At 70.0% G+C, this 19,586-nt stretch carries 14 protein-coding genes and 1 tRNA gene; 6 read left to right on the forward strand and 9 right to left on the reverse strand.

Annotation, left to right across the window (positions count from 1 at the left end):
* Positions 1–421 precede the first annotated feature (421 nt).
* Positions 422–3,271 carry a CDP-glycerol glycerophosphotransferase family protein gene (locus ACLJWH_RS03125; RefSeq protein ID WP_411140411.1) on the forward strand — a complete coding sequence of 950 codons (2,850 nt, stop codon included), beginning with the start codon at positions 422–424 and terminating at the stop codon, positions 3,269–3,271.
* Entirely contained in the window at positions 3,271–4,440 is a 1,170-nt protein-coding gene (locus ACLJWH_RS03130) for a glycosyltransferase family 4 protein (RefSeq protein ID WP_411139983.1), read from the forward strand. Before ACLJWH_RS03125 ends, ACLJWH_RS03130 begins: the two co-directional genes overlap by 1 nt.
* Before the next feature lie 233 nt (positions 4,441–4,673).
* Here the strand turns inward: ACLJWH_RS03130 and ACLJWH_RS03135 are convergent.
* Positions 4,674–4,755: transfer RNA gene (locus ACLJWH_RS03135), tRNA-Leu, on the reverse strand.
* A 462-nt stretch (positions 4,756–5,217) separates the two neighbouring features.
* Between ACLJWH_RS03135 and ACLJWH_RS03140 the strand changes: the two genes are divergently transcribed.
* Together ACLJWH_RS03140 and ACLJWH_RS03145 are read left to right on the forward strand one after the other, a co-directional pair.
* A complete protein-coding gene (locus ACLJWH_RS03140) occupies positions 5,218–6,000 on the forward strand; it encodes an ABC transporter ATP-binding protein (protein WP_411139984.1) in 783 nt (260 codons plus the stop codon).
* Between the two features lie 51 nt (positions 6,001–6,051).
* Entirely contained in the window at positions 6,052–8,586 is a 2,535-nt protein-coding gene (locus tag ACLJWH_RS03145; RefSeq protein ID WP_411139985.1) for an ABC transporter permease, read from the forward strand.
* 124 nt (positions 8,587–8,710) lie between these two features.
* Here the strand turns inward: ACLJWH_RS03145 and ACLJWH_RS03150 are convergent, their stop codons facing one another.
* The 4 genes from ACLJWH_RS03150 to ACLJWH_RS03165 form a co-directional block, all read right to left on the reverse strand.
* A complete protein-coding gene (locus ACLJWH_RS03150; RefSeq protein ID WP_411139986.1) occupies positions 8,711–10,024 on the reverse strand; it encodes a class I SAM-dependent methyltransferase in 1,314 nt (437 codons plus the stop codon).
* Positions 10,025–10,248: 224 nt separating this feature from the next.
* On the reverse strand, positions 10,249–11,640 hold the full coding sequence (locus ACLJWH_RS03155) for an NAD(P)/FAD-dependent oxidoreductase (RefSeq protein WP_411139987.1): 1,392 nt from the start codon (positions 11,638–11,640) through the stop codon (positions 10,249–10,251).
* Between the two features lie 408 nt (positions 11,641–12,048).
* On the reverse strand, positions 12,049–12,990 hold the full coding sequence (locus ACLJWH_RS03160; protein ID WP_411139988.1) for a C40 family peptidase: 942 nt from the start codon (positions 12,988–12,990) through the stop codon (positions 12,049–12,051).
* Between the two features lie 29 nt (positions 12,991–13,019).
* Positions 13,020–14,564, reverse strand: a complete 1,545-nt coding sequence (locus tag ACLJWH_RS03165) for an SPFH domain-containing protein (RefSeq protein WP_411139989.1) — start codon at positions 14,562–14,564, stop codon at positions 13,020–13,022.
* Positions 14,565–15,081: 517 nt separating this feature from the next.
* On the opposite strand from ACLJWH_RS03165, the gene ACLJWH_RS03170 reads away from it, so the two are divergent.
* Together ACLJWH_RS03170 and ACLJWH_RS03175 are read left to right on the forward strand one after the other, a co-directional pair.
* A complete protein-coding gene (locus ACLJWH_RS03170; protein WP_411139990.1) occupies positions 15,082–15,354 on the forward strand; it encodes a type II toxin-antitoxin system Phd/YefM family antitoxin in 273 nt (90 codons plus the stop codon).
* The gene (locus ACLJWH_RS03175; protein ID WP_411139991.1) at positions 15,351–15,620 is read left to right on the forward strand and encodes a type II toxin-antitoxin system RelE family toxin; all 270 of its coding nucleotides are present in this window, start codon (positions 15,351–15,353) and stop codon (positions 15,618–15,620) included. Before ACLJWH_RS03170 ends, ACLJWH_RS03175 begins: the two co-directional genes overlap by 4 nt.
* A gap of 49 nt (positions 15,621–15,669) precedes the next feature.
* Here ACLJWH_RS03175 and ACLJWH_RS03180 read toward each other — a convergent pair whose 3' ends face one another.
* From ACLJWH_RS03180 to eno, 4 genes are all read right to left on the reverse strand, one after another.
* A complete protein-coding gene (locus tag ACLJWH_RS03180) occupies positions 15,670–16,623 on the reverse strand; it encodes an exopolyphosphatase (protein ID WP_411139992.1) in 954 nt (317 codons plus the stop codon).
* Entirely contained in the window at positions 16,620–17,198 is a 579-nt protein-coding gene (locus ACLJWH_RS03185; RefSeq protein ID WP_411139993.1) for a DUF501 domain-containing protein, read from the reverse strand. The genes ACLJWH_RS03180 and ACLJWH_RS03185 overlap by 4 nt, the downstream gene beginning before the upstream one ends.
* Positions 17,199–17,307: 109 nt before the next feature.
* Entirely contained in the window at positions 17,308–17,760 is a 453-nt protein-coding gene (locus ACLJWH_RS03190; protein WP_411139994.1) for an FtsB family cell division protein, read from the reverse strand.
* A 326-nt stretch (positions 17,761–18,086) separates the two neighbouring features.
* Positions 18,087–19,373: a phosphopyruvate hydratase gene (gene eno, locus ACLJWH_RS03195; protein ID WP_411139995.1), complete on the reverse strand. Its 1,287-nt coding sequence runs from the start codon at positions 19,371–19,373 to the stop codon at positions 18,087–18,089.
* Positions 19,374–19,586: the final 213 nt, after the last annotated feature.

Here is a 19,586-nt window from a genome sequence, read left to right on the forward strand (position 1 = left end):
TGGCTTGGCAAAGACGCGTCCCTACTTCTCCAGCAGGATCTTCCCCTGACTTCCCGGAACCGCGGAGCGCGAATCAGCTACGTGGAGTACGTACGGGAACGCGCAGAGGTGCCCGGCCGGTCAACCCGCACGGAAAAGCCGGCGAGCCGGCATGAAAAAGCCCACAAATGGCCCATCAGTTGTCCGGAACGCAACCGAATCGCGGCACGGCCCGTCCTCTCTCCCAGCCGGACGCAGCTCCGGCGGCCGGCCCCGTCGGCGGCCGACGCCGCGGTCGTGAACCGCGCACCCGGCACCCCGTCCCCACCTCACTCTTCCGTCACCACGGGCAGCGATCCGAGCGCGAATGATCCACGGGTCACAGGGAGGGATAAGGCTATTCTGGCGGGATACCAGCAGCGAGAAGAGGGTTGAGGTGCCTGTGCCTGACGTCTCAGTAGTCGTCATCGTCTACAACGACGCCGACCGGTTGCCGACCGCTGTCCGGTCCGTACTGGATCAGACGCTCCGGGACGTCGAGGTGGTGATCGTCGACGATTGCAGCACCGACAGTTCCTTCGACGTCGCGCAGCGCCTGGCCGCCGAGCACCCCGGGCGGGTGCGGGCCTTCCAGCTCCCGGAGAACAGCGGTGCCGGCGGTGAGCCCCGCAACCTCGGTATCCAGCACACCACGGGGCAGTACGTGATGTTCCTGGACAGCGATGACGTCCTGGAGGTCAACGCGTGCCGGAACATGCTGGAGGCCGCCGAGGAGACCGGCTCGGACATCGTTTCCGGGCTGTGCGTGCGGCTGCACAAGGACACCCGTAACCAGAAGCGCGACGAGTGGTACTCCTGGCTGTACTCCACCACCCGCACCCTGGAGTCCGTCACGGAGCTGCCGGACCTGTTCGTCTGGGACACCCTGTCGACGAACAAGTGCTATCGCCGGGAATTCCTCATCGAGAACGATCTCCGCTTTCCCAAGGGGATGTTCTACGAGGACCTGATGTTCATCGCCGACGCGTATCTCGCGGCGAAGCGCATCACGCTGATCCCCAATCAGGTGTACTTCTGGCACGTCTTCGCCAAGGCCGCCGTGAAGTCGGTGACGAACCGACGGCACGAGATGACGAACTACACGCACCGGCTGGAGATCCACCGGCGCATCGACGCGCTGCTGGAAGAGCGCGGGCTGACCGAGATGAAGCTCGCCAAGGACGTCAAGTTCCTCAAGCACGACCTGGTGCTGCACCTGCGCGATCTGCCCTTCCGGGACGAGTCGTACCGCCGCGAGTTCGCCGAGCTCTCCCGCGAGTACCTCGCGAACATCGCGCCCGAGGCGTACGAGCGGGTCCAGCCGATCCAGGCCATCTGCGCGTACCTGCTCCAGCAGGGCGACTGGGACAACCTGATCCCGGCGGTCGACACCCTCATCAACCGCGACAAGATCTCCTCGCCGCTCGCCGAGCACGACGGCCGGATCTACTGGTGCGACGGCCACTTCGACGACGCCTTCGGCCGCTCCGTGCTGGACGTCACCGAGGTCGGCTACCACGAGAAGCCGGTCAACCGGCTCTTCCTGCGCAACCAGCTCACCTCGTTCACCGAGTCCGGCACCACGCTGTCGCTGGCCGGCCGGATCACCAACCCGCTCGGGGTCATCCCGCCCGGCGCGAAGCTCAAGGGCGAGCTGGAGTTCAGCGCCCGCCGGCGCAGCCTCCAGTCCTTCCGCTTCCCGGTCCGGGCACTGCGGCACGAGGGCGACACCGTCCACTGGGAGACCGCGGCGGACATCACCGCGCGGCTGCGCCCGCTGGGCATCGTCGACACCATCTGGGACGTCCGCCTGGTGCTGGACGTCGACGGGGTGCGCACCACCACCCGCCTCACGGTCGCCGACACCGATCTGTCCGGTGACCCGGTGCAGGTGCGGCCGCGGCTGACCCGGATGGTCGCCGACCACTTCGCGCCGCACATCTCGGCCAAGGGCCATCTCGCGTTCCGGCTGGTGAGCGAGAACCCCAACAGCGAGCGCGTCCAGGAACTGATCACCCGCGGTGTGCAGGGCAAGCCCGGCGCGCTGGCCAAGACCGGCTACCGCAAGGCGAAGGCGCTGCGGAAGACCCTCACCTCCGGCGACAACAAGCTCCGCCTCTACCACGAGGTGTTCAGCCGGCTGCCCGTCAAGAAGCGCACCGTCGTCTTCGAGAGCCACCTGGGCAAGCAGTACAGCGACAGCCCGCGCGCCCTCTACGAGGAGATGCGCCGGCAGGGGCTGGACTTCGAGGCGATCTGGTCGTACAGCGGCTCCCCGAAGGAGTTCCCCAAGGACGCCACCCTCGTGAAGCGGTGGTCGCTGCCGTATCTCAAGGCGCTCGCGCAGGCCGAGTTCTGGGTGGACAACCAGAGCTACCCGCTCAAGCTGACCAAGCGCCCGGAGACGACCTATGTCCAGACCTGGCACGGCTCGGCCCTCAAGAAGATGGGTTTCGACCAGCCGTCGCTGAAGGCCACGACACGCGGCCAGCAGGCGGAGCAGCAGCGTTCCCTGGACCGCTTCGACCGCTTCCTGATCCGGTCCGAGCACGATGTACGGACCCTGGCCAAGGCGTTCCGGCTCCAGGAGAAGACGCTGCTGCGGGTGGGCTACCCGCGCAACGACGCCCTGGTCCGGGCCCGGCAGAAGGAAGAGTCCCTCGGCCGCCGGGAGCGCTCGGCGCTCGCCGCCAAGCTGGGAATTCCGGACGACAAGACCGTGCTGCTGTACGCACCGACCTTCCGCAAGGCCGGCGGCCGGCACGGCCGTTTCGAGCTGCCCTTCGACGTGGAGCGCTTCGCCGACGAATTCGGTGACCGCTATGTCCTGCTCGTACGGTCGCATTACCTGAATCACGTCGTCCTGCCGCCGACCGTGCAGGGCCGGGTCATCGACGTATCGGCCCACCACGATGTGACGCCGCTGCTGGAACTCGCCGACGCCCTGGTCACGGACTACTCCTCGGTGATGTTCGACTACGCGCTTCTCGACCGGCCGCTGGTGTTCTTCACCTACGACTACGACGAATATGTGCACGAGGGCCGCGGCACGTACTTCGATCTGCTGGCGCATGCGCCCGGCCCGGTGGTCCGTACCGAAGACGATTTCTGCGAGGCCATCAAGTCTCTGGATACGCAGGCCCTGGAATACGCGACGGCCCGCCAGGAATTCGTCGCGAAGTTCGGTGAATTCGACCGGGGTGACGCTGCGCAGAGCATCGTCAATCAGTTCTTCGCGCAGTGGAGCCGTTGATGAGCAAGCCGAACGCCGTCGAGCCGCGGGACATCTTCTTCGTCTCCAACAGCCTCAACGAAATGGGCGGCATCACCAGTTGGTCGCACCAGATGGCGCGCCTGTTCAGTGAGCGGGGCCACCGGGTGCACGTCATCGGCGTGGTGCCGGCGCCCGCGGGACGGGTGCACGAACTGGGCGACGACCTGCCGTACCGGACCACCACGCTCTACGCCGAGCATCCGCCGAGCGTCCGGCCGGTGCGCGGGCTCAAGGACAAGCTCAACCTCGTCGAGCAGCGCCGCCGCGCCGCCCGGGAGGCCGGGATGCACGAGCAGGCGGCCAAGCTCAGCGCGCTGTTCCGCGCGGCCGGGCCGGGCGGTGTGCTGATCGTCACCCAGGTGTGGGCGATGGAGTGGGTGGCGCTCGCCGACACCGCCGATCTGACGGTGATCGGTATGAGCCACGAGTCGTTCGCCACCTGCCGCAAGTCGTCCCGCTTCCAGCGTGTCAAGCGGTTCTACAAGAACACCGACCGGATGCTGACGCTGACCCGGGAGGACGCCGATCACTGGATCCGGCAGCGGATGGACAATGTCGGATTCATGCCGAATCCGCTGCCGTTCTTCCCCGAGGTCCCGTCCGACCGGTCCAAGAAGCGCGTGGTGAGCATCGGCCGGCTGCACGAGGAGAAGGGCGTCGACCTGCTCCTGGAAGCCTGGGCGCAGACCGCACCGCGCCACCCGGACTGGACGCTGCGCCTCTACGGTTCCGGCGAGGAGGAGGCGGCGCTGCGCAAGCAGGCCGCGGAGCTGGGGATCACCGGCAGCGTCGAGTGGATGGGCCGGACCGGCGATGTCCCCGGGGCGCTGCGCGAGGGGTCGGTGTTCGTGCTGAGCTCCCGCGGTGAGGGCTTCCCGCTGGCGCCGATGGAGGCCATGGCCTCCGGTCTGCCGTGTGTGGCCTTCGATGTCGCGCCGGGTGTCCACGAGATCATCACGGACGGCGAGGACGGCTTCCTGGCACCGCCCGGCAATATCGCCGAGCTCGCCCGCCACCTCGACACCCTGATGTCCGACAAGGACCTCCGGGACACCATGGGACAGGCGGCACGCGAGAACATCCAGCGGTTCTCCACCGACGAGATCGTCGGCCGCTGGGAAAATCTGTTCGCGCTCGTGGACCGCTGACCGGACACCGTCCGGTCAGGAGGAGGGGCCCCGGCTTTCGCCGGGGCCCCTCCTCGTATGTCCGGGGACGCGCCCGCGGCGCCCGGCCGGAGCGGATCGCCGGGCGGGTGCGGCACGGGTCACACCCCGGTGCGGGATTCAAAAGAAAATGGTCGTCATATGCCCGCAATGCCCGCGACCGGGCAGGAATTCGAGATTCCGCCGAACTCACGCGTGCGGTCGCTATCGATCTGTGCCCGGAGCCGGACTTGAACCGGCACGGCCCGTAGGCCAGCGAGGTTTAAGCTCGCCGTGTCTGCATTCCACCATCCGGGCCAGGGTCTCCCATGGCCACCCCAATGAGGGCAGCACGAGCGTAGCCCGCAGCGCACCACGCGGTTCGGCCGCGCATCCCGAGGTTGTCTTATTTTATTGGCAACTGAGGGCGCATCAGCGCCCGGTGCAGGCCCCCGACACATGCCTTTCGCCCGCCTCCCCGGCGGCGCCCGGGATGAAATACGTGCCCGAATTGACGGAAAGTCGCCGTACGCCCCGCAGCCCCGCCGGGCTCCCCGCGGACCCTCCGCCGCGGCCCGCGCGGCCGGGCCGGGTATCAGGGCTCCTCTCCTCCCCAGGGATGACCGCGCGGCCCGCGGATGCGACCCAGGGATAGCGCAGGACGGGCACAGGGGTTGACGTCCGTGCCGCCTTTCCTGACCCACGATGGAACTGTCCTCATCCCGGCCCGTGCGGCCACCCCGGATCGGCTGATCCCTCGTCCGACAGGAGCCCTCCCCCGTGACCACCATTCCCTCCGGCGTCTACTCCGCCCCCCGCAGCACCGCGGTGGCCGCCCGCGCCACGGATCTCTCCAAGGTCTACGGACAGGGCGAGACCCAGGTGGTCGCCCTGGACGCCGTCTCCGTCGACTTCCGCCAGGCCGAGTTCACCGCGATCATGGGCCCCTCCGGGTCCGGCAAGTCCACGCTGATGCACTGCATGGCCGGGCTGGACTCGATCTCCGGCGGCTCGGCCCGGATAGGCGAGGTCGAACTGACCGGTCTGAAGGACAAGAAGCTCACCCAGCTGCGGCGCGACAAGATCGGCTTCGTCTTCCAGGCGTTCAACCTGCTGCCCACGCTGACCGCCCTGGAGAACATCACGCTGCCGATGGACATCGCCGGCCGGAAGCCGGACCGCGCCTGGCTGGACCGCGTCGTGGAGACCGTCGGCCTGGCCGGCCGCCTCAAGCACCGCCCCAGCCAGCTCTCCGGCGGCCAGCAGCAGCGCGTCGCGGTCGCCCGCGCGCTGGCCTCCCGGCCCGAGATCATCTTCGCCGACGAGCCCACCGGCAACCTCGACTCGCGCTCCGGCGCCGAGGTGCTCGGCTTCCTGCGCAACTCCGTACGTGAACTGGGCCAGACCGTGGTGATGGTGACGCACGACCCGGTCGCCGCCTCCTACGCGGACCGCGTGATCTTCCTCGCCGACGGCCGGATCGTCGACGACATGCCCAACCCGACCGCCGACCAGGTGCTGGAGCGGATGAAGGGCTTCGACGCCAAGGGACGCACGAGCTGACCGGCAGCAGCCACCCGCACTTCTGACCTCTCCTCCAGGACTGACTGACTCATGTTCCGTACCGCCTTGCGCAACGTCCTCGCGCACAAGGCCAGGCTGCTGATGACCGTGCTCGCCGTGATGCTCGGCGTGGCTTTCGTCTCCGGCACCCTCGTCTTCACCTCGACCCTCTCCGACGCCCTCAAGAACAGCGCCCAAAAGGGCTACGACCACGTCGACGTCGCGATCCAGCCGCACAAGTCCGACAAGACCTCCGGCAACCCCGGCGCCGCCGCCCTGCTCGACCAGGGGCTGCTCGACAAGGCCGCCCGGGTGCCCGGCGCCGCCTCCGCCACCGGCACCGTCTCCGGCTTCACTGCCGTCGCCGACAAGGACGGCAAGCTGATCGGCGGCGGCTTCTCGACCCGCGGCGGCAACTACTTCCCCGGCCAGGACGGCAAGGACGCCCGCTACCCGATGCGCGACGGCGTCGCCCCGCACGGCACCGGCCAGCTCGCGCTGGACGCGCACACCGCGGACCGGGCCGGCTACAAGGCCGGCGACACCGTCCGGATCTCCGTCGACGGGCCGGTCCGCGAGGTGAAGCTGACCGGCGTCTTCACCACCGACGACGGCGCCGTCGCGGCCGGCGGCAGCCTCGCGCTGTTCGACACCGCCAGTGCCCAGAAGCTGTTCGCCGCGCCCGGTGAGTTCAGCGAGATCGACGTCCGGGCCGCGCCGGGCACCTCCCAGGACGTGCTGAAGGCCGCGGTCGACAAGGTGCTGCCCAAGGACGGCGCCGAGGCCACCACCGGCAAGCAGCTCGCCGACGAGCAGGCCGCCCTCATCGCCCAGAACATGGACAGCATGAAGACCGCCCTGCTGGCCTTCGCCGGTATCGCGCTCTTCGTCGGCATCTTCATCATCGCCAACACCTTCACCATGCTGGTCGCCCAGCGCACCAAGGAGCTGGCGCTGATGCGCGCGGTCGGCGCCAGCCGCCGCCAGGTCACCCGCTCGGTGCTGGCCGAGGCGTTCTTCGTCGGCGCCATCGCCGCGGTCACGGGGCTGGCCATCGGTGTCGGCATCGGCGCCGGTATGCGCACGCTGATGAACGCCACCGGCACGAAGATCCCCGACGGCCCGCTGGTGGTCTCCCCGGCCACCGTCCTCGTCTCGCTGGGCGTCGGCATCGTCGTGACCGTGCTGGCCGCCTGGCTGCCGGGCCGCCGTGCCGCGCGGATCCCGCCGGTCGCCGCGATGAGCAGCGTGCACGCCGCCGCCACCACCAAGTCGCTGGTGGTCCGCAACACCATCGGCGCGGTCTTCGCCAGCGCCGGTATCGCCGCCGTACTGGTCGCCACCGGTATGCCCGACGGCAAGGCCACGATGGCGCTGGGCTCGGCGCTGCTGCTGATCGGCGTGTTCATCCTGACGCCGCTGCTCTCCCGCCCGCTGATCGCCCTCGCCGCCCCCGTGCTGCGCGCGTTCGGCATCTCCGGCACCCTCGCCCGGCAGAACGCGGTCCGCAATCCGCGCCGTACGGCCGCCACGGCCTCCGCGCTGATGATCGGGCTCACCCTGATCACCGGCCTGACGGTGATCGCGGGCAGCATGCAGAAGGGCATCGACAAGATGGCGACGTCCGCGCTGAAGGCCGACTACGTCGTCTCGATGGCGAGCATGACGTCGCTCTCCCCCGAGGTGGCGAAGCAGCTGAGCGGCCTGCCCGAGGTCACCGCGTCCAGCCCGCTGCGCTACTCCCCGGCCCGTATCGGCACCGCCCAGCAGCCCCTGACCGGCGTCAACGGCAAGGACATCGGCAAGCTCACCCAGCTCGACTTCGCCCAGGGCTCCCTGACCGGCCTGGGCGGCGACAAGGTCGTCGTGGACGAGACCATCGCCAAGGAGAAGGGCTGGCGGACCGGCTCCACCTTCCCGGTGACCTTCGAGGACGGCAAGCAGGGCAAGCTGACCGTCTCGGGTGTCTACACCGGCAACCAGATGTTCAACGGCATCATCGTGGACAACGCCGCCCTGGCGCCGCATCAGAAGACCGCCACCGACAACCAGGTGCTGGTCAAGACGGCGGACGGCGCCACCGACGCCACCAAGGACGCGCTGGCCAAGGCGCTCGGCAAGAACCCGGCCATCGCCATCCAGGACAAGAAGGACGTGTCCGACAGCCTGGCCAAGATGGTCAACCTGCTGCTGAACATGCTCTACGGTCTGCTGGCCATGGCCGTGATCGTCGCGGTGCTCGGTGTCGTCAACACCCTGGCGATGTCGGTCTTCGAACGCTCGCAGGAGATCGGCATGCTGCGCGCGATCGGCCTGGACCGGCGCGGGATCAAGCGCATGGTGCGCCTGGAATCGCTGGTGATCTCGCTCTTCGGCGGGGTGCTGGGCATCGGCCTCGGCGTGTTCTTCGGCTGGGCGGCCGGTGAGCTGATCAGCGGTTCGCTCGCCACGTACGAGCTGGTCCTGCCCTGGGGCCGGATGGGCCTCTTCCTCGCGCTGGCCGCGGTGGTCGGGGTGCTGGCCGCCCTGTGGCCGGCCCGCCGCGCGGCGCGGCTGAACGTGCTGGCGTCGATCAAGGCCGAGTAACCGGCCGGGGGCGGCGGACGCGGAACAGCCGTCGCCCTCGCCCGTACGCCGGAGGGCCCCGGGACCACGAACGTGTCGTGGTCCCGGGGCCCTTTGCCGTACGGGTCCGGCAGGCCCGCCGCCCTCAGCCCTGCCAGGCGCGCGCCCGCAGCGGCAGACCGGCCGCACCGCTCTGCGGGGTGCGCACCGCGAGGACCTGGTTGACCCCTATCCGGTTGCGCTCGAAGGAGAGCGCGGACGCGGCCATGTAGAGCTGCCACACCCGGGCCCTCCCGCGCGAGGTGAGCCGGACCGCCTGCTGCCAGTGCTGCTCCAGGTTGGCGACCCAGCGGCGCAGCGTCAGCGCGTAGTGCTCCCGGATCGCCTCCACGTCGCGCACCTCGAAGCCGGCGTCCTCCAGCGCGCTCGTGGTCCGGCCGACCGGCGCCAGCTCACCGTCGGGGAAGACATAGCGGTCGATGAACTCGTCGACGTGGTAGGCGTCCTCGTCCGCCAGCGGCCGGCGGGCGATCTGGTGGTTGAGCAGCCGTCCGCCGGGCTTGAGCAGGGCGTAGAGATCGGCGGCGTAGTCGGCGTAGCGGGCCCGGCCGACGTGCTCGGCCATGCCGATCGAGGAGATCGCGTCGAACGGCTCGTCGTGGATCTCGCGGTAGTCCTGCACCCGGATCTCGATCCGGTCGGTGAGCCCGGCCTCGGCGACGCGCTTACGGGCGTAGGCCGCCTGCTCCTCGGAGAGGGTGATGCCGACGGCCCGTACGCCGTATTCGCGGGCGGCGTGCAGCACCATCGAGCCCCAGCCGCAGCCCACGTCCAGCAGCCGCTGGCCCTCCTGGAGGCCGAGCTTGCGGCAGATCAGGTCGAGCTTGTCGCGCTGGGCCTCCTCCAGCGTGCTGTCTTCGGCGTTCTCCCAGTAGGCGCAGGAGTAGACCATCGACGGGCCGAGCACCAGCTCGTAGAAGTCGTTGCCGACGTCGTAGTGGTGGCTGATGGCCGCCCGGTCGCGCAGCAGGGTGTGCAGCGGGCCGCGCCGGGGCCGGGCCTCCTCGGCGGGCGGCGCCGGCGGGATCGGGAGGCCGCCCAGGGACAGCAGTTCCTTGGCGGCGGCGCGGATCTCGGGCCGGGCCAGGGCGCGCAGCACGGCGGCGCGCTGCGGCTTCGGGGCGGCGGTACCGCGCTCCCAGATCAGTCCGGCGAGCAGGTCGAGGGCTTCGTAGAGGTCGCCCTCGACGTCGATGTCGCCGGCGACCCAGGCGCGGGCCAGGCCCAGCTCGCCCGGTTTGAAGACCAGGCGGCGCAGTGCCCGGCGGTTGCGGATCACCAGAGTGGGTGCCCCCGGAGGGCCGGACTCGCTGCGGTCCCAGGCGCGGATCCGGACCGGGAGCGGGGCTCCCAGTACCTCCTCAGCGAGCTTGGTGAGCCGTCCAGCGGCGTCGGCCATGTCGCACACCTCCGTGTTGACGAGTGGGGCAAAGAAGTTTCACCCACCACGTAACGCCAATTGGGCGCCGATATAGTCCCGTTCGCACGTAAGAGAACAACAAACCGGCGGTGGCGCGCCAGAGCGGACACGCCAAAGGGCGCCCGCCCCACGGATGGCGGACGCCCTTCGGGCTGGTCGGAGTACCCGACCGGAGTTTCGGGCCGCGGACAACGGCCGGAAAGTCAGGAAGCCTTGGCCTTCGGCTTGTCGCCGGAGCCGGCCGTGGCCGCCGGGGCGGGGGCCGGCTTGGCCGCCTCGTAGAACTCCTCGCGGGGGTTCTCCATGGCGCCGAGCGAGACGACCTCGCGCTTGAGGAACATCGCGAGGGTCCAGTCGGCGAAGACCCGGATCTTGCGGTTGAACGTCGGCATCGCCATACCGTGGTACGCGCGGTGCATGTACCAGGCGAGCCGGCCCTTGAGCTTGATCTTGGACTTGCCCACGACGATCATCGCGACGCCCTTGTGCAGACCCAGACCGGCGACCGCGCCCTTGTTGGCGTGGCTGTAGTCCTTCTGCGGGAAGCCGCGCATCCCGGAGATCACGTTGTCGCCGAGGACCTTGGCCTGCCGCAGCGCGTGCTGCGCGTTCGGCGGGCACCAGGCGTTCTCGTTGCCGGCCTTGCGGCCGACCAGGTCCGGCACCTGCGCGTTGTCGCCGGCCGCCCAGATGTAGTCGGTGCCCTGCACCTGGAGGGTGGTGCCGGTGTCCACGTGGCCGCGCGGGCCCAGCGGCAGACCGAAGCGGGAGAGCGCCGGGTTCGGCTTGACGCCCGCGGTCCACACGATGGTGTTGGAGTCGACCTCAAGGCCGTTGTTGAGCACGACGTGGCCGTCGACGCAGGAGTCCATACCGGTCTTGAGATAGATCTCGACGCCGCGGCCCTCAAGGTGCTCCTTGCCGTAGGCACCGAGCTTCGGGCCGACCTCGGGGAGGATCTTGTCGGCGACGTCGACCAGCAGGAAGCGCATGTCCTCGCGCTTGACGTTGTTGTAGTACTTCGCGGCGTCGCGGGCCATGTCCTCGACCTCGCCGACGGTCTCCGCGCCCGCGAAGCCGCCGCCCACGAAGACGAAGGTCAGCGCCTTGCGGCGGACGTCCTCGTCGGTCGTGGAGTCGGCCTTGTCCAGCTGCTCCAGGACGTGGTTGCGCAGGCCGATGGCCTCTTCCACGCCCTTCATGCCGATGCCGTTCTCGGCCAGGCCGGGAATCGGGAAGGTCCGGGAGACCGCGCCCATCGCGATGACCAGGTAGTCGAAGGGCAGCTCGTACGCGTCACCGACCAGCGGGGCGACCGTGGCGACCTTGCGGTCCTGGTCGATGGTGGTCACCCGGCCGGTGAGCACCTCCGCCTTCGGGAGCACGCGCCGTAGCGGTACCACGACGTGGCGGGGAGAGATGCTGCCGGCCGCAGCTTCAGGGAGGAAGGGCTGGTACGTCATGTACGAGCGCGGGTCGACGACCGTGACAGTCGCCTCGCCGTACCGCATCTTCTTGAGGATGCGGCGCGCCGCGTACAGGCCAACGTACCCACCGCCTACAACGAGGATCCTGGGACGCTCCGTGGTGCTCATGCAATCGAGTATCCACCCCCACATGGAGGGTCGCTCGTGAGCCCCTTCACAAGGATCGGATAGGCATCTGCTACACTCCGCCGCCGCCGTGACCGACGCCATAGCGCCCACGGGGAACCACTTGATCGCGCGAGGCGTTGGTGACCCCCGTTGATCAGGGATTGCGGGTGCGCCGGCCACTGGACCACCGGCCGGGCGAGGCCGCTCTTAACACGCCCGAAACCACACTTTTCCCGCTCGGACGGGACCTAGGACCTTCGAATGAGGGCCGGAAGGCTGGTTTCTTCGCTCATCCGACGCCTTTTTCATGTGAAGGATTTCACGAACTTTCTTCCCGAGAGCCGTCTGCCGGGCCCGGGAGCGGCTTCGCACCCGGACCCGGCAGCGGCGTGGACCCCGTCAAAACCCCTAGCCGACGCGGGCGTACATGTTGGGGTTGTAGTAGGAGAAGGACGAGACCCGGACGTTCTTCCCCGGCCGCGGCGCCTCCAGGTACTGGCCGTTGCCGAGGTAGATCGCGACGTGGTGGATCCCGTAGGACGAGCCGCTGGACGACCAGAAGACGAGGTCGCCGCGGCGCAGCTGCGAGCGGGAGATCGACGTCCCGGCGCGGTACTGGGCGTCGGCGACCCGCGGCAGCGAGATACCGGCCCGCCGGTACGCCTGCTGGACCAGGCCGGAACAGTCGTAGGAGTTCGGTCCGTTGCCGCCCCAGGAGTACGGCTTGCCGAGCTGGCTCATCGCCCACCCGATGGCGGACTCGGTGCCGTGCCGCGACGGCGTGCCCTTGCCGCTGGAGCCGGAACCGGTGGAGGCAGAACTGCCCGAGCTGCCGGAGCTCCCGGCGGTGGCGCCGGACTTACCGGTCCGGGCCTCGTAGACGTTCCGGTGGCTGGTCCACCACCACTGGCCGTTGCGCTGGTACCAGTACACCCGGTCGGTGGCATCCCAGCCGGACCGGCCGCGGAAGGTCGGCGAGGTGTTGTGGCCGGAGGACGAGGACGATGAGGCCGACGAAGAGGACGACGCCGACGAGGTGGGCCGGGAGGCGCTGCTGTTGCCGGTGTAGCGGTCGTACTTCGACTTGTAGCTGGTCCAGCGCCATTCGCCGGCGCTGTTCTTGAACCAGTACTTCGTCCCGTCCCAGCCCGCATGGCTCGGCGCCGGTTCCGCGCTCGCCGTGCCCGCGCCCGTGCCGACCAGCACCGCCGCGCCCACCGCCGCGACGACGGCACCGCGTACGGTGCACCGCGGCCGGTGGCCGCCGTACTTGTCGGCGACCTGGGCCCCTGTACAGAAGCCGCACGAGCAGTCGGTCGGGGCCTCCTCGGTGAATTCCGGTATCCGCATGCGTGACCTGTCTTTCCCTGAGCGCTGGCTCAGCTTTCGGATGTCGCGCTGCCGCGCGCCGTGTAGAAGGCCACGGTCAAGTCCTTGACCAGGGCCTTCCGTTCGTAGTCGTCGAGTTCGACGAGTCCCCGTGTGGTCAGCCTGCGTACGGTGTCGTCCACCGCGTCGACGACCGAGGTCAGCACGCTGTCGCGGTGCTTGGCGTCGATCGCCGCGATCTGGCGGCGCTGCATGGCGCCCGCCACCTCAGGCGCGTACTCGATGCGGGTGGGCTGCGCGGAGAAGACCTCGATACCGACGGGCCGGCAGTCGGCGGAGAGCATCCGGGTCAGCGCGTCACCGACGGCCTCCGCGTCCCGCAGGGTGGGGGTGGCGGCCGGACCGGGGCGGACGTCCTCGTGGAAGGCGTCCGCCGGGGCCTGCGAAAGCACCCGCGCCATCGCGGCTTCCACCTGTTCGCGCAGGTAGTCGGCGTGGTCCTCGACGGCGAGCAGCGCCCGCGCGGTGTCCTTGACCCGCCAGACGACCATCACGACGGCACGCAGCTGCGCACCGTCCGCGTCCACGGCCGGCATCGGCTCACTGCGCCAGTGCCGCAGCCGGACGTCCACCCGGCGGCGCAGCAGCATCGGGCTGATCCACAGCAGGCCGGTGCGCCGCACGCTGCCCCGGTAGCGGCCGAACAGGCTCAGCACCCAGGCGCTGCCGACCCGCCCGCGGGTGAGCCCGCCGAAGGCGAGCAGCGCCACCGCGGCCGCGCCGCCGACCAGCCCCCACTCCCAGCCGCGCAGCCGGCCCGGTCCCATGACGGGCAGGCCCAGACCGCGCACGATCTGCTCGGGCATCACACCGCGCCGCCAGAGCAGCGCCGCACCGCCCACGAGCGCCAGCAGGCCGATGGCGATGGCGAGCCAGCCGGACAGCGAGGGTCCGCGCCGCTCGGTCAGGGCGGGGTCCGCCGACGGGGACCGGCGGACCGGGACACCGGGCGGCCGGCCGTCGCCTGCGGCCGGTCCGCTGCCCGCGGCCGGCCGCCCGGTGTCCCGGTCCCCAGGCCGGGACGGCTCCCGCCGCGCCCGCTTCGCGGTGCCCCCGCCCGCGCCCGTTCGTCCGGTGCGCGGCGCCGGTTCCTCGGCGCGGCCGCCGTCCACGGGCCCGGGTGCGCCACGGCCGGTCCGCTCCGCCGTGTCCAGCAGTCCGTTGGCGGCCGCGATGCCCGCCACCGCGACGTCCGCGGCCGCCGGGCCGCCCGCCCGCGCCGCCACCCCGGCCGGCTGGGCCACCGCGCTCCGCGCCGGGGTCTCGTCGGCGAACTCGTCCCGGAAGGGCAGCCCGGTGTCCACGTCCAGCAACGGCACGAGCACCCGCGGCTGTTCCGCGGTGTGGTCCTCCGTCCCGGCGACGCTCCGCGCCCCCGCTCCCCCGCCGTCCGCTGCTCCCGGCGCCGCTCCCTCGCGGAAGAGCTTGTCCATCGGGATGCCGTCACCGCGCCATACGTTGTACGGCCGCGTCGGCTTGGCGGCTGCGGGCGCCGACTCACCCTCGTGCTGCTCATCGTCGGGTATCGATGCCATCGTCCGCTCCGTCGTCGCAAGAACCGCGGCGAGGCCGTGGGGGCCGGGTAACCGTGCGCAGCCGGGCCGGACGGGACCGGACGGCAGGCTGCCCGTGCCCTTCCGGGGCGCTCGGCTCCCGATTGCCTCCACGACCGTGCTGCCCTCTCAACTGCCTTTAGATGTCGCCTTTTGACTGCTCAAAAGATGACTAGAAGTCACTAACGAGATCTTTACAGAGCAAACCGGGCACGCAAGCTGCCAAAGGTCCCGAGATGAAGGGACTTTCGGCCCGAGAAATCGCGTGTTGTCATGCGCTAAGCAGCCGCGGGACCCCACCACCCGTACGCACACGGAAAACGCCCCCGGCGTGGCGGCGATCTCCGTCACACCGGGGGCATTACCCTCCGTCCCGCACTCCGGCCACCGTGCCCCACGGCGCACCGGACGAACTGCTACGAACTACAGAAGCGCAGGTCAAGCGTTACTCGCCTCGCACGACAGGCACGTGTACACGCTGGCGCGTACACGTGCCTGTATGACGGAATGCACCGTGACAGTACGGGAAGCCCGTGCGCACCTCGCGGACCACATCAACCGTGCCGAGCAGGGCACACCTACGGTGATCACTCGCAATGGCGTGCCGGTGGCCGCCGTGGTTCCGATCGCGGACTTCGACGCGCTGGAAGAAGCGGCCGATGTACTGCTGGCCCGGGAGGCGGAAGCGGTCCGCGCGGAGAACGGCCCGACCGTGACAATGGCCGAGCTGCTGGCGGATCTGTTCACCGAGCGCGCCGAAGACGCAGCGTGAAGTACGCCTTCCGGTTCACCACAGCGGCCCAGCGACAACTTCGGGCCATCGACCGGCCTGCCGCCATGCGCATCCTCGCCGCACTGACCGCACTCGGCGACGATCCCTACCGCGAGGACGCCGACGTCAAGAAGCTCACCGGCCCCTCAGGTCTCCATCAGCTCCGGGTCGGCAACTACCGGGTCGCCTACCAGGTCGAAGGCGGCGAACTCAGCGTCCTCGTCGTCAAGGCCGGCGATCGACGCGACGTCTGCCGCAGCATCTGAGAAGCAGGCCGCGGATGCCCGGAAGCCCCGGGCATCCGCAGTCAGAGGGTCACTCCTCGTCAAGTGCCGCGTGCCAAGCGATCCCGTCAAGGATGTCGTGCTCGCTGACGACGACCTCCTCGGCGCCGACCCGCTCCATGACCGACAGCAGGACGAGTGCGCCGGCGGCGATCACATCGACCCGGCCCGGGTGCAGCACCGGGTTCGCGGCCCGCTCGGCGTGCGTGGAGGCCAGCAGGTCGCCGGTGATCTCCCGGACCTTCGCCAGCGAGATCCGGGAGTGGTGGATGGCCGCGGAGTCGTAGTGGCCGAGGCCCAGCGCGATGCCGGCGACGGTGGTGACGGACCCGGCGAGACCGACCAGGGTGGCGGCCTCGCTCAGCGGCACCGTCTCCTCGGCCCGGTCCAGCGCCGCGCCGATGTCGGCCTTGATGGCGGTGATCTGGCCGGGCGTCGGCGGATCGCTGATCTCGCCGTCCCGCAACAGATGCCGCTCGGTCATCCGCACACAGCCGACGTCCACCGAGCGTGCGGCCCGTACGGACTGTCCGCCCAGCACGAATTCGGTCGAGCCGCCACCGATGTCCACCACGAGGTAGGGCAGCTTCAGGTCCGTGCGGCCGGCCAGCTCCGTGGTGGCGCCGGTGAAGGAGAACTCCGCCTCCTGGTCACCGGTGATCACCTCGGGCTCGACGCCCAGGATCTCCAGCACCCCGTCGACGAACTCCGCGCGGTTCTCCGCGTCCCGGGAGGCGGAGGTCGCCACGAAGCGGACCTTCTCGGCGCCCAGGCCCTTGATCACCGCGGCGTACTCCCGGCAGGCCGCGAAGGTCCGCTCCAGCGCCTCGGGGGCCAGCCGCCCGGTCCGGTCCACGCCCTGGCCCAGCCGGACGATCTCCATCCGGCGGTCCAGCTCCCGGAGCTCACCGGTGCCCGGATCGACGTCCGCGACCAGCAGCCGGATGGAGTTCGTACCGCAGTCGATGGCGGCGACCCGCTTCACCTGACGTCTCCTTCGGGGGTGTCCTGGCCTTCCGTGGTGTCCCGGCCCTCGGCGGTGTCCTGGCAGGGGGACACGCACGGCCCCTTCTGCCACCACTCCGGCAGCATCGCCAGGGCCTCGTCGCCGAGCGGGTTGACGCCAGGTCCGGCCGCGAGCGAGTGGCCGACCAGGACGTGCAGGCACTTGACCCGGTCGGGCATCCCGCCCGCGCTCGGGAAGCCCTGGAGCACCTCGATGGCGTCCCGCCGCCGGAGGTAGTCCTCGTGGGCCGCGCGGTAGGCGGCGGCCAGCTCCGGGTCGCTCGCCAGCCGCTCGGTCATCTCCTTCATCACGCCGTTGGCCTCCAGCGTGCCGATCGCGGAGGCCGCGCGCGGGCAGGTGAGGTAGTAGAGCGTGGGGAAGGGCGTGCCGTCCTCCAGACGCGGCGCCGTCTCGACGACGTCCGGCTGTCCGCAGGGGCAGCGGTGCGCGATGGCGCGCAGTCCGCGCGGCGGGCGGCCGAGCTGCTCCTTGAAGGCGGCGATGTCCGCGGCGGTGGGCTCGGTGGGCTCGGTCTGGGGAGGGGGGGTGTCCATGTGCGCTTTCGGTGAGGTCGGTGGGGCGGCGGCGGGCGTTTCGGGCGGGTGGGACGGGCGCTGCGGTCGGGACCGCACTCATGCCACGGTACGCAGGTGACGGTACGGGCTACCGCTTGTCGGCGGTATCGGTGCCTTCCCACAGATTCTCGTACCAGGGGCGCTGCGCCGCCTCCGGCCCCTTGTGCGCCGTACCGGAGCCGGAACCGTCCTGGACGATATATCCGGTCTCCCCCGGCATGACGTAGTGCAGATGCCGGCGGGCCTGCTGCCGAACGTACTCCGCGTCCTGCCAGCGGGCCTTCTGGTCACGCAGCCGGTCCAGCGCCTCGCCCGCCTCCTGGGCCTTGCGGCGCTGTTCGGTGATGTCCGAGCGCTGCGAGATGTACTGCCTTATGGGGTAGGCGAGGACGACGACCAGCGAGCACATCACCAGGGCCAGCAGCGCGGCGCGGCCGGTGAGGCGGTTGCGGCGGGGCGGCCGGGCGCGCTGGACGCGGGCCGCGGCCTGCTCACCGAGCGCCTTGAGCCGGATCGCGGTCGAGAACCGGTCCGCGGGCACATCGCCTCCCCTGGATCGCCGGGCCTCGGGACGGCCGGCTTCCTGACACCTACGCTCCGGTCCGCTTCCGTGCCGAGGTGCCGAACCGTCCGGAAGCAGAGCCGTCCCCGGCAACGGTACGGGACCGTCGCCGGGGACGCTTCGAGGTGCCGCGCCGCGGCTCCCTCAATTGGCTCCGACCGCGCTGAGCCGATCAGCTCGCGGGGTGCGTGCCTGCTCGGTTCGCGGGGCGCTGTGCTGCTTGTACTGATTCAGTTCGCGGAGCACTGTGCTGAATCAGTTCGCGGAGCACTGTGCTGAATCAGTTCGCAGAGCGCTGTGCCCTATCAGTTCGCAGAGCGAAACCGGGGGAAGGCGGAGCGGCCGGCGTAGACCGCGGCGTCGTCGAGGATCTCCTCGATGCGCAGCAGCTGGTTGTACTTGGCGACGCGCTCGGAGCGGGCCGGGGCGCCGGTCTTGATCTGGCCGCAGTTGGTGGCGACGGCGAGGTCGGCGATGGTGACGTCCTCGGTCTCGCCGGAGCGGTGCGACATCATGCACTTGAAGCCGTTGCGCTGGGCCAGCTCGACGGCGTCCAGGGTCTCGGTCAGCGAACCGATCTGGTTGACCTTCACCAGCAGCGCGTTGGCGGAGTTCTCCTCGATGCCACGGGCCAGCCGCTCGGGGTTGGTGACGAACAGGTCGTCACCGACGAGCTGCACCTTGGCGCCGAGCTTCTCGGTGATGACGTGCCAGCCGGCCCAGTCGTCCTCGAACAGCGGGTCCTCGATGGAGACGAGCGGGTAGTCCGCCACGAGCCCCTCGTAGTACTCCGTCATCTCGGCGGCCGAGCGCTCCTTGCCCTCGAACTGGTACTTGCCGTCCTTGTAGAACTCGGAGGCGGCGACGTCCAGCGCGAGCGCGATGTCCTGGCCGGGGGCGTAACCGGCTTCCTTGATGGCCTCAAGGATGAGGTCCAGGGCGGCGCGGTTGGAGTCCAGGTTCGGGGCGAAGCCGCCCTCGTCGCCGAGGCCGGTGGACAGGCCGCGGGCCTTCAGGACCTTCTTGAGGGTGTGGTAGACCTCGGCACCCCAGCGCAGCGCCTCGGAGAAGGACTCCGCGCCGATCGGGGCGATCATGAACTCCTGGATGTCCACATTGGAGTCGGCGTGCGAGCCGCCGTTCAGGATGTTCATCATCGGAACGGGCAGGACGTGCGCGTTCGGGCCACCGAGGTAGCGGAACAGCGGGAGGTCACTGGCCTCGGAGGCGGCGTGCGCGACGGCGAGCGAGACGCCGAGGATCGCGTTGGCGCCGAGGGAGCCCTTGTTGTCGGTGGCATCCAGGTCGAACATCGCCTGGTCGATCAGCCGCTGCTCGGTCGCGTCGTAGCCGACGAGCTCCGGGCCGATCTGCTCGATGACGGCCAGTACGGCCTTCTCCACGCCCTTGCCCTGGTAGCGGTTCGGGTCACCGTCGCGGAGCTCGATGGCCTCGAAGGCACCGGTCGAGGCGCCGGACGGGACGGCGGCCCGGCCCGTGCTGCCGTCGTCGAGGCCGACCTCGACCTCGACCGTGGGATTACCTCGCGAGTCGAGAATTTCGCGGGCTACGACGACGTCGATGGACGGCACGTTGTCTCCTTCATGAGTGTCTGGAGTTCTCCGGCACGAGCCTAACGGCCTCCGGCGCCTTCACTCGCCGTCGGCCCGCTCAGTGGGACGAAAACCCGCGAAAAGAGGCCCAAAGGCCCAGTTCACAGGACGTATGGGCGCAATGTTCGCTGAGCGGGGAAAAGCCGGGAGATGCCGAGGTCAGGGCGGGCCCGGAGGGGCGGCCCGGCGGCG

The sequence above is a fragment of the Streptomyces sp. x-80 genome, from assembly GCF_046549095.1.
Classification (GTDB): Bacteria; Actinomycetota; Actinomycetes; order Streptomycetales; family Streptomycetaceae; genus Streptomyces; species Streptomyces celluloflavus.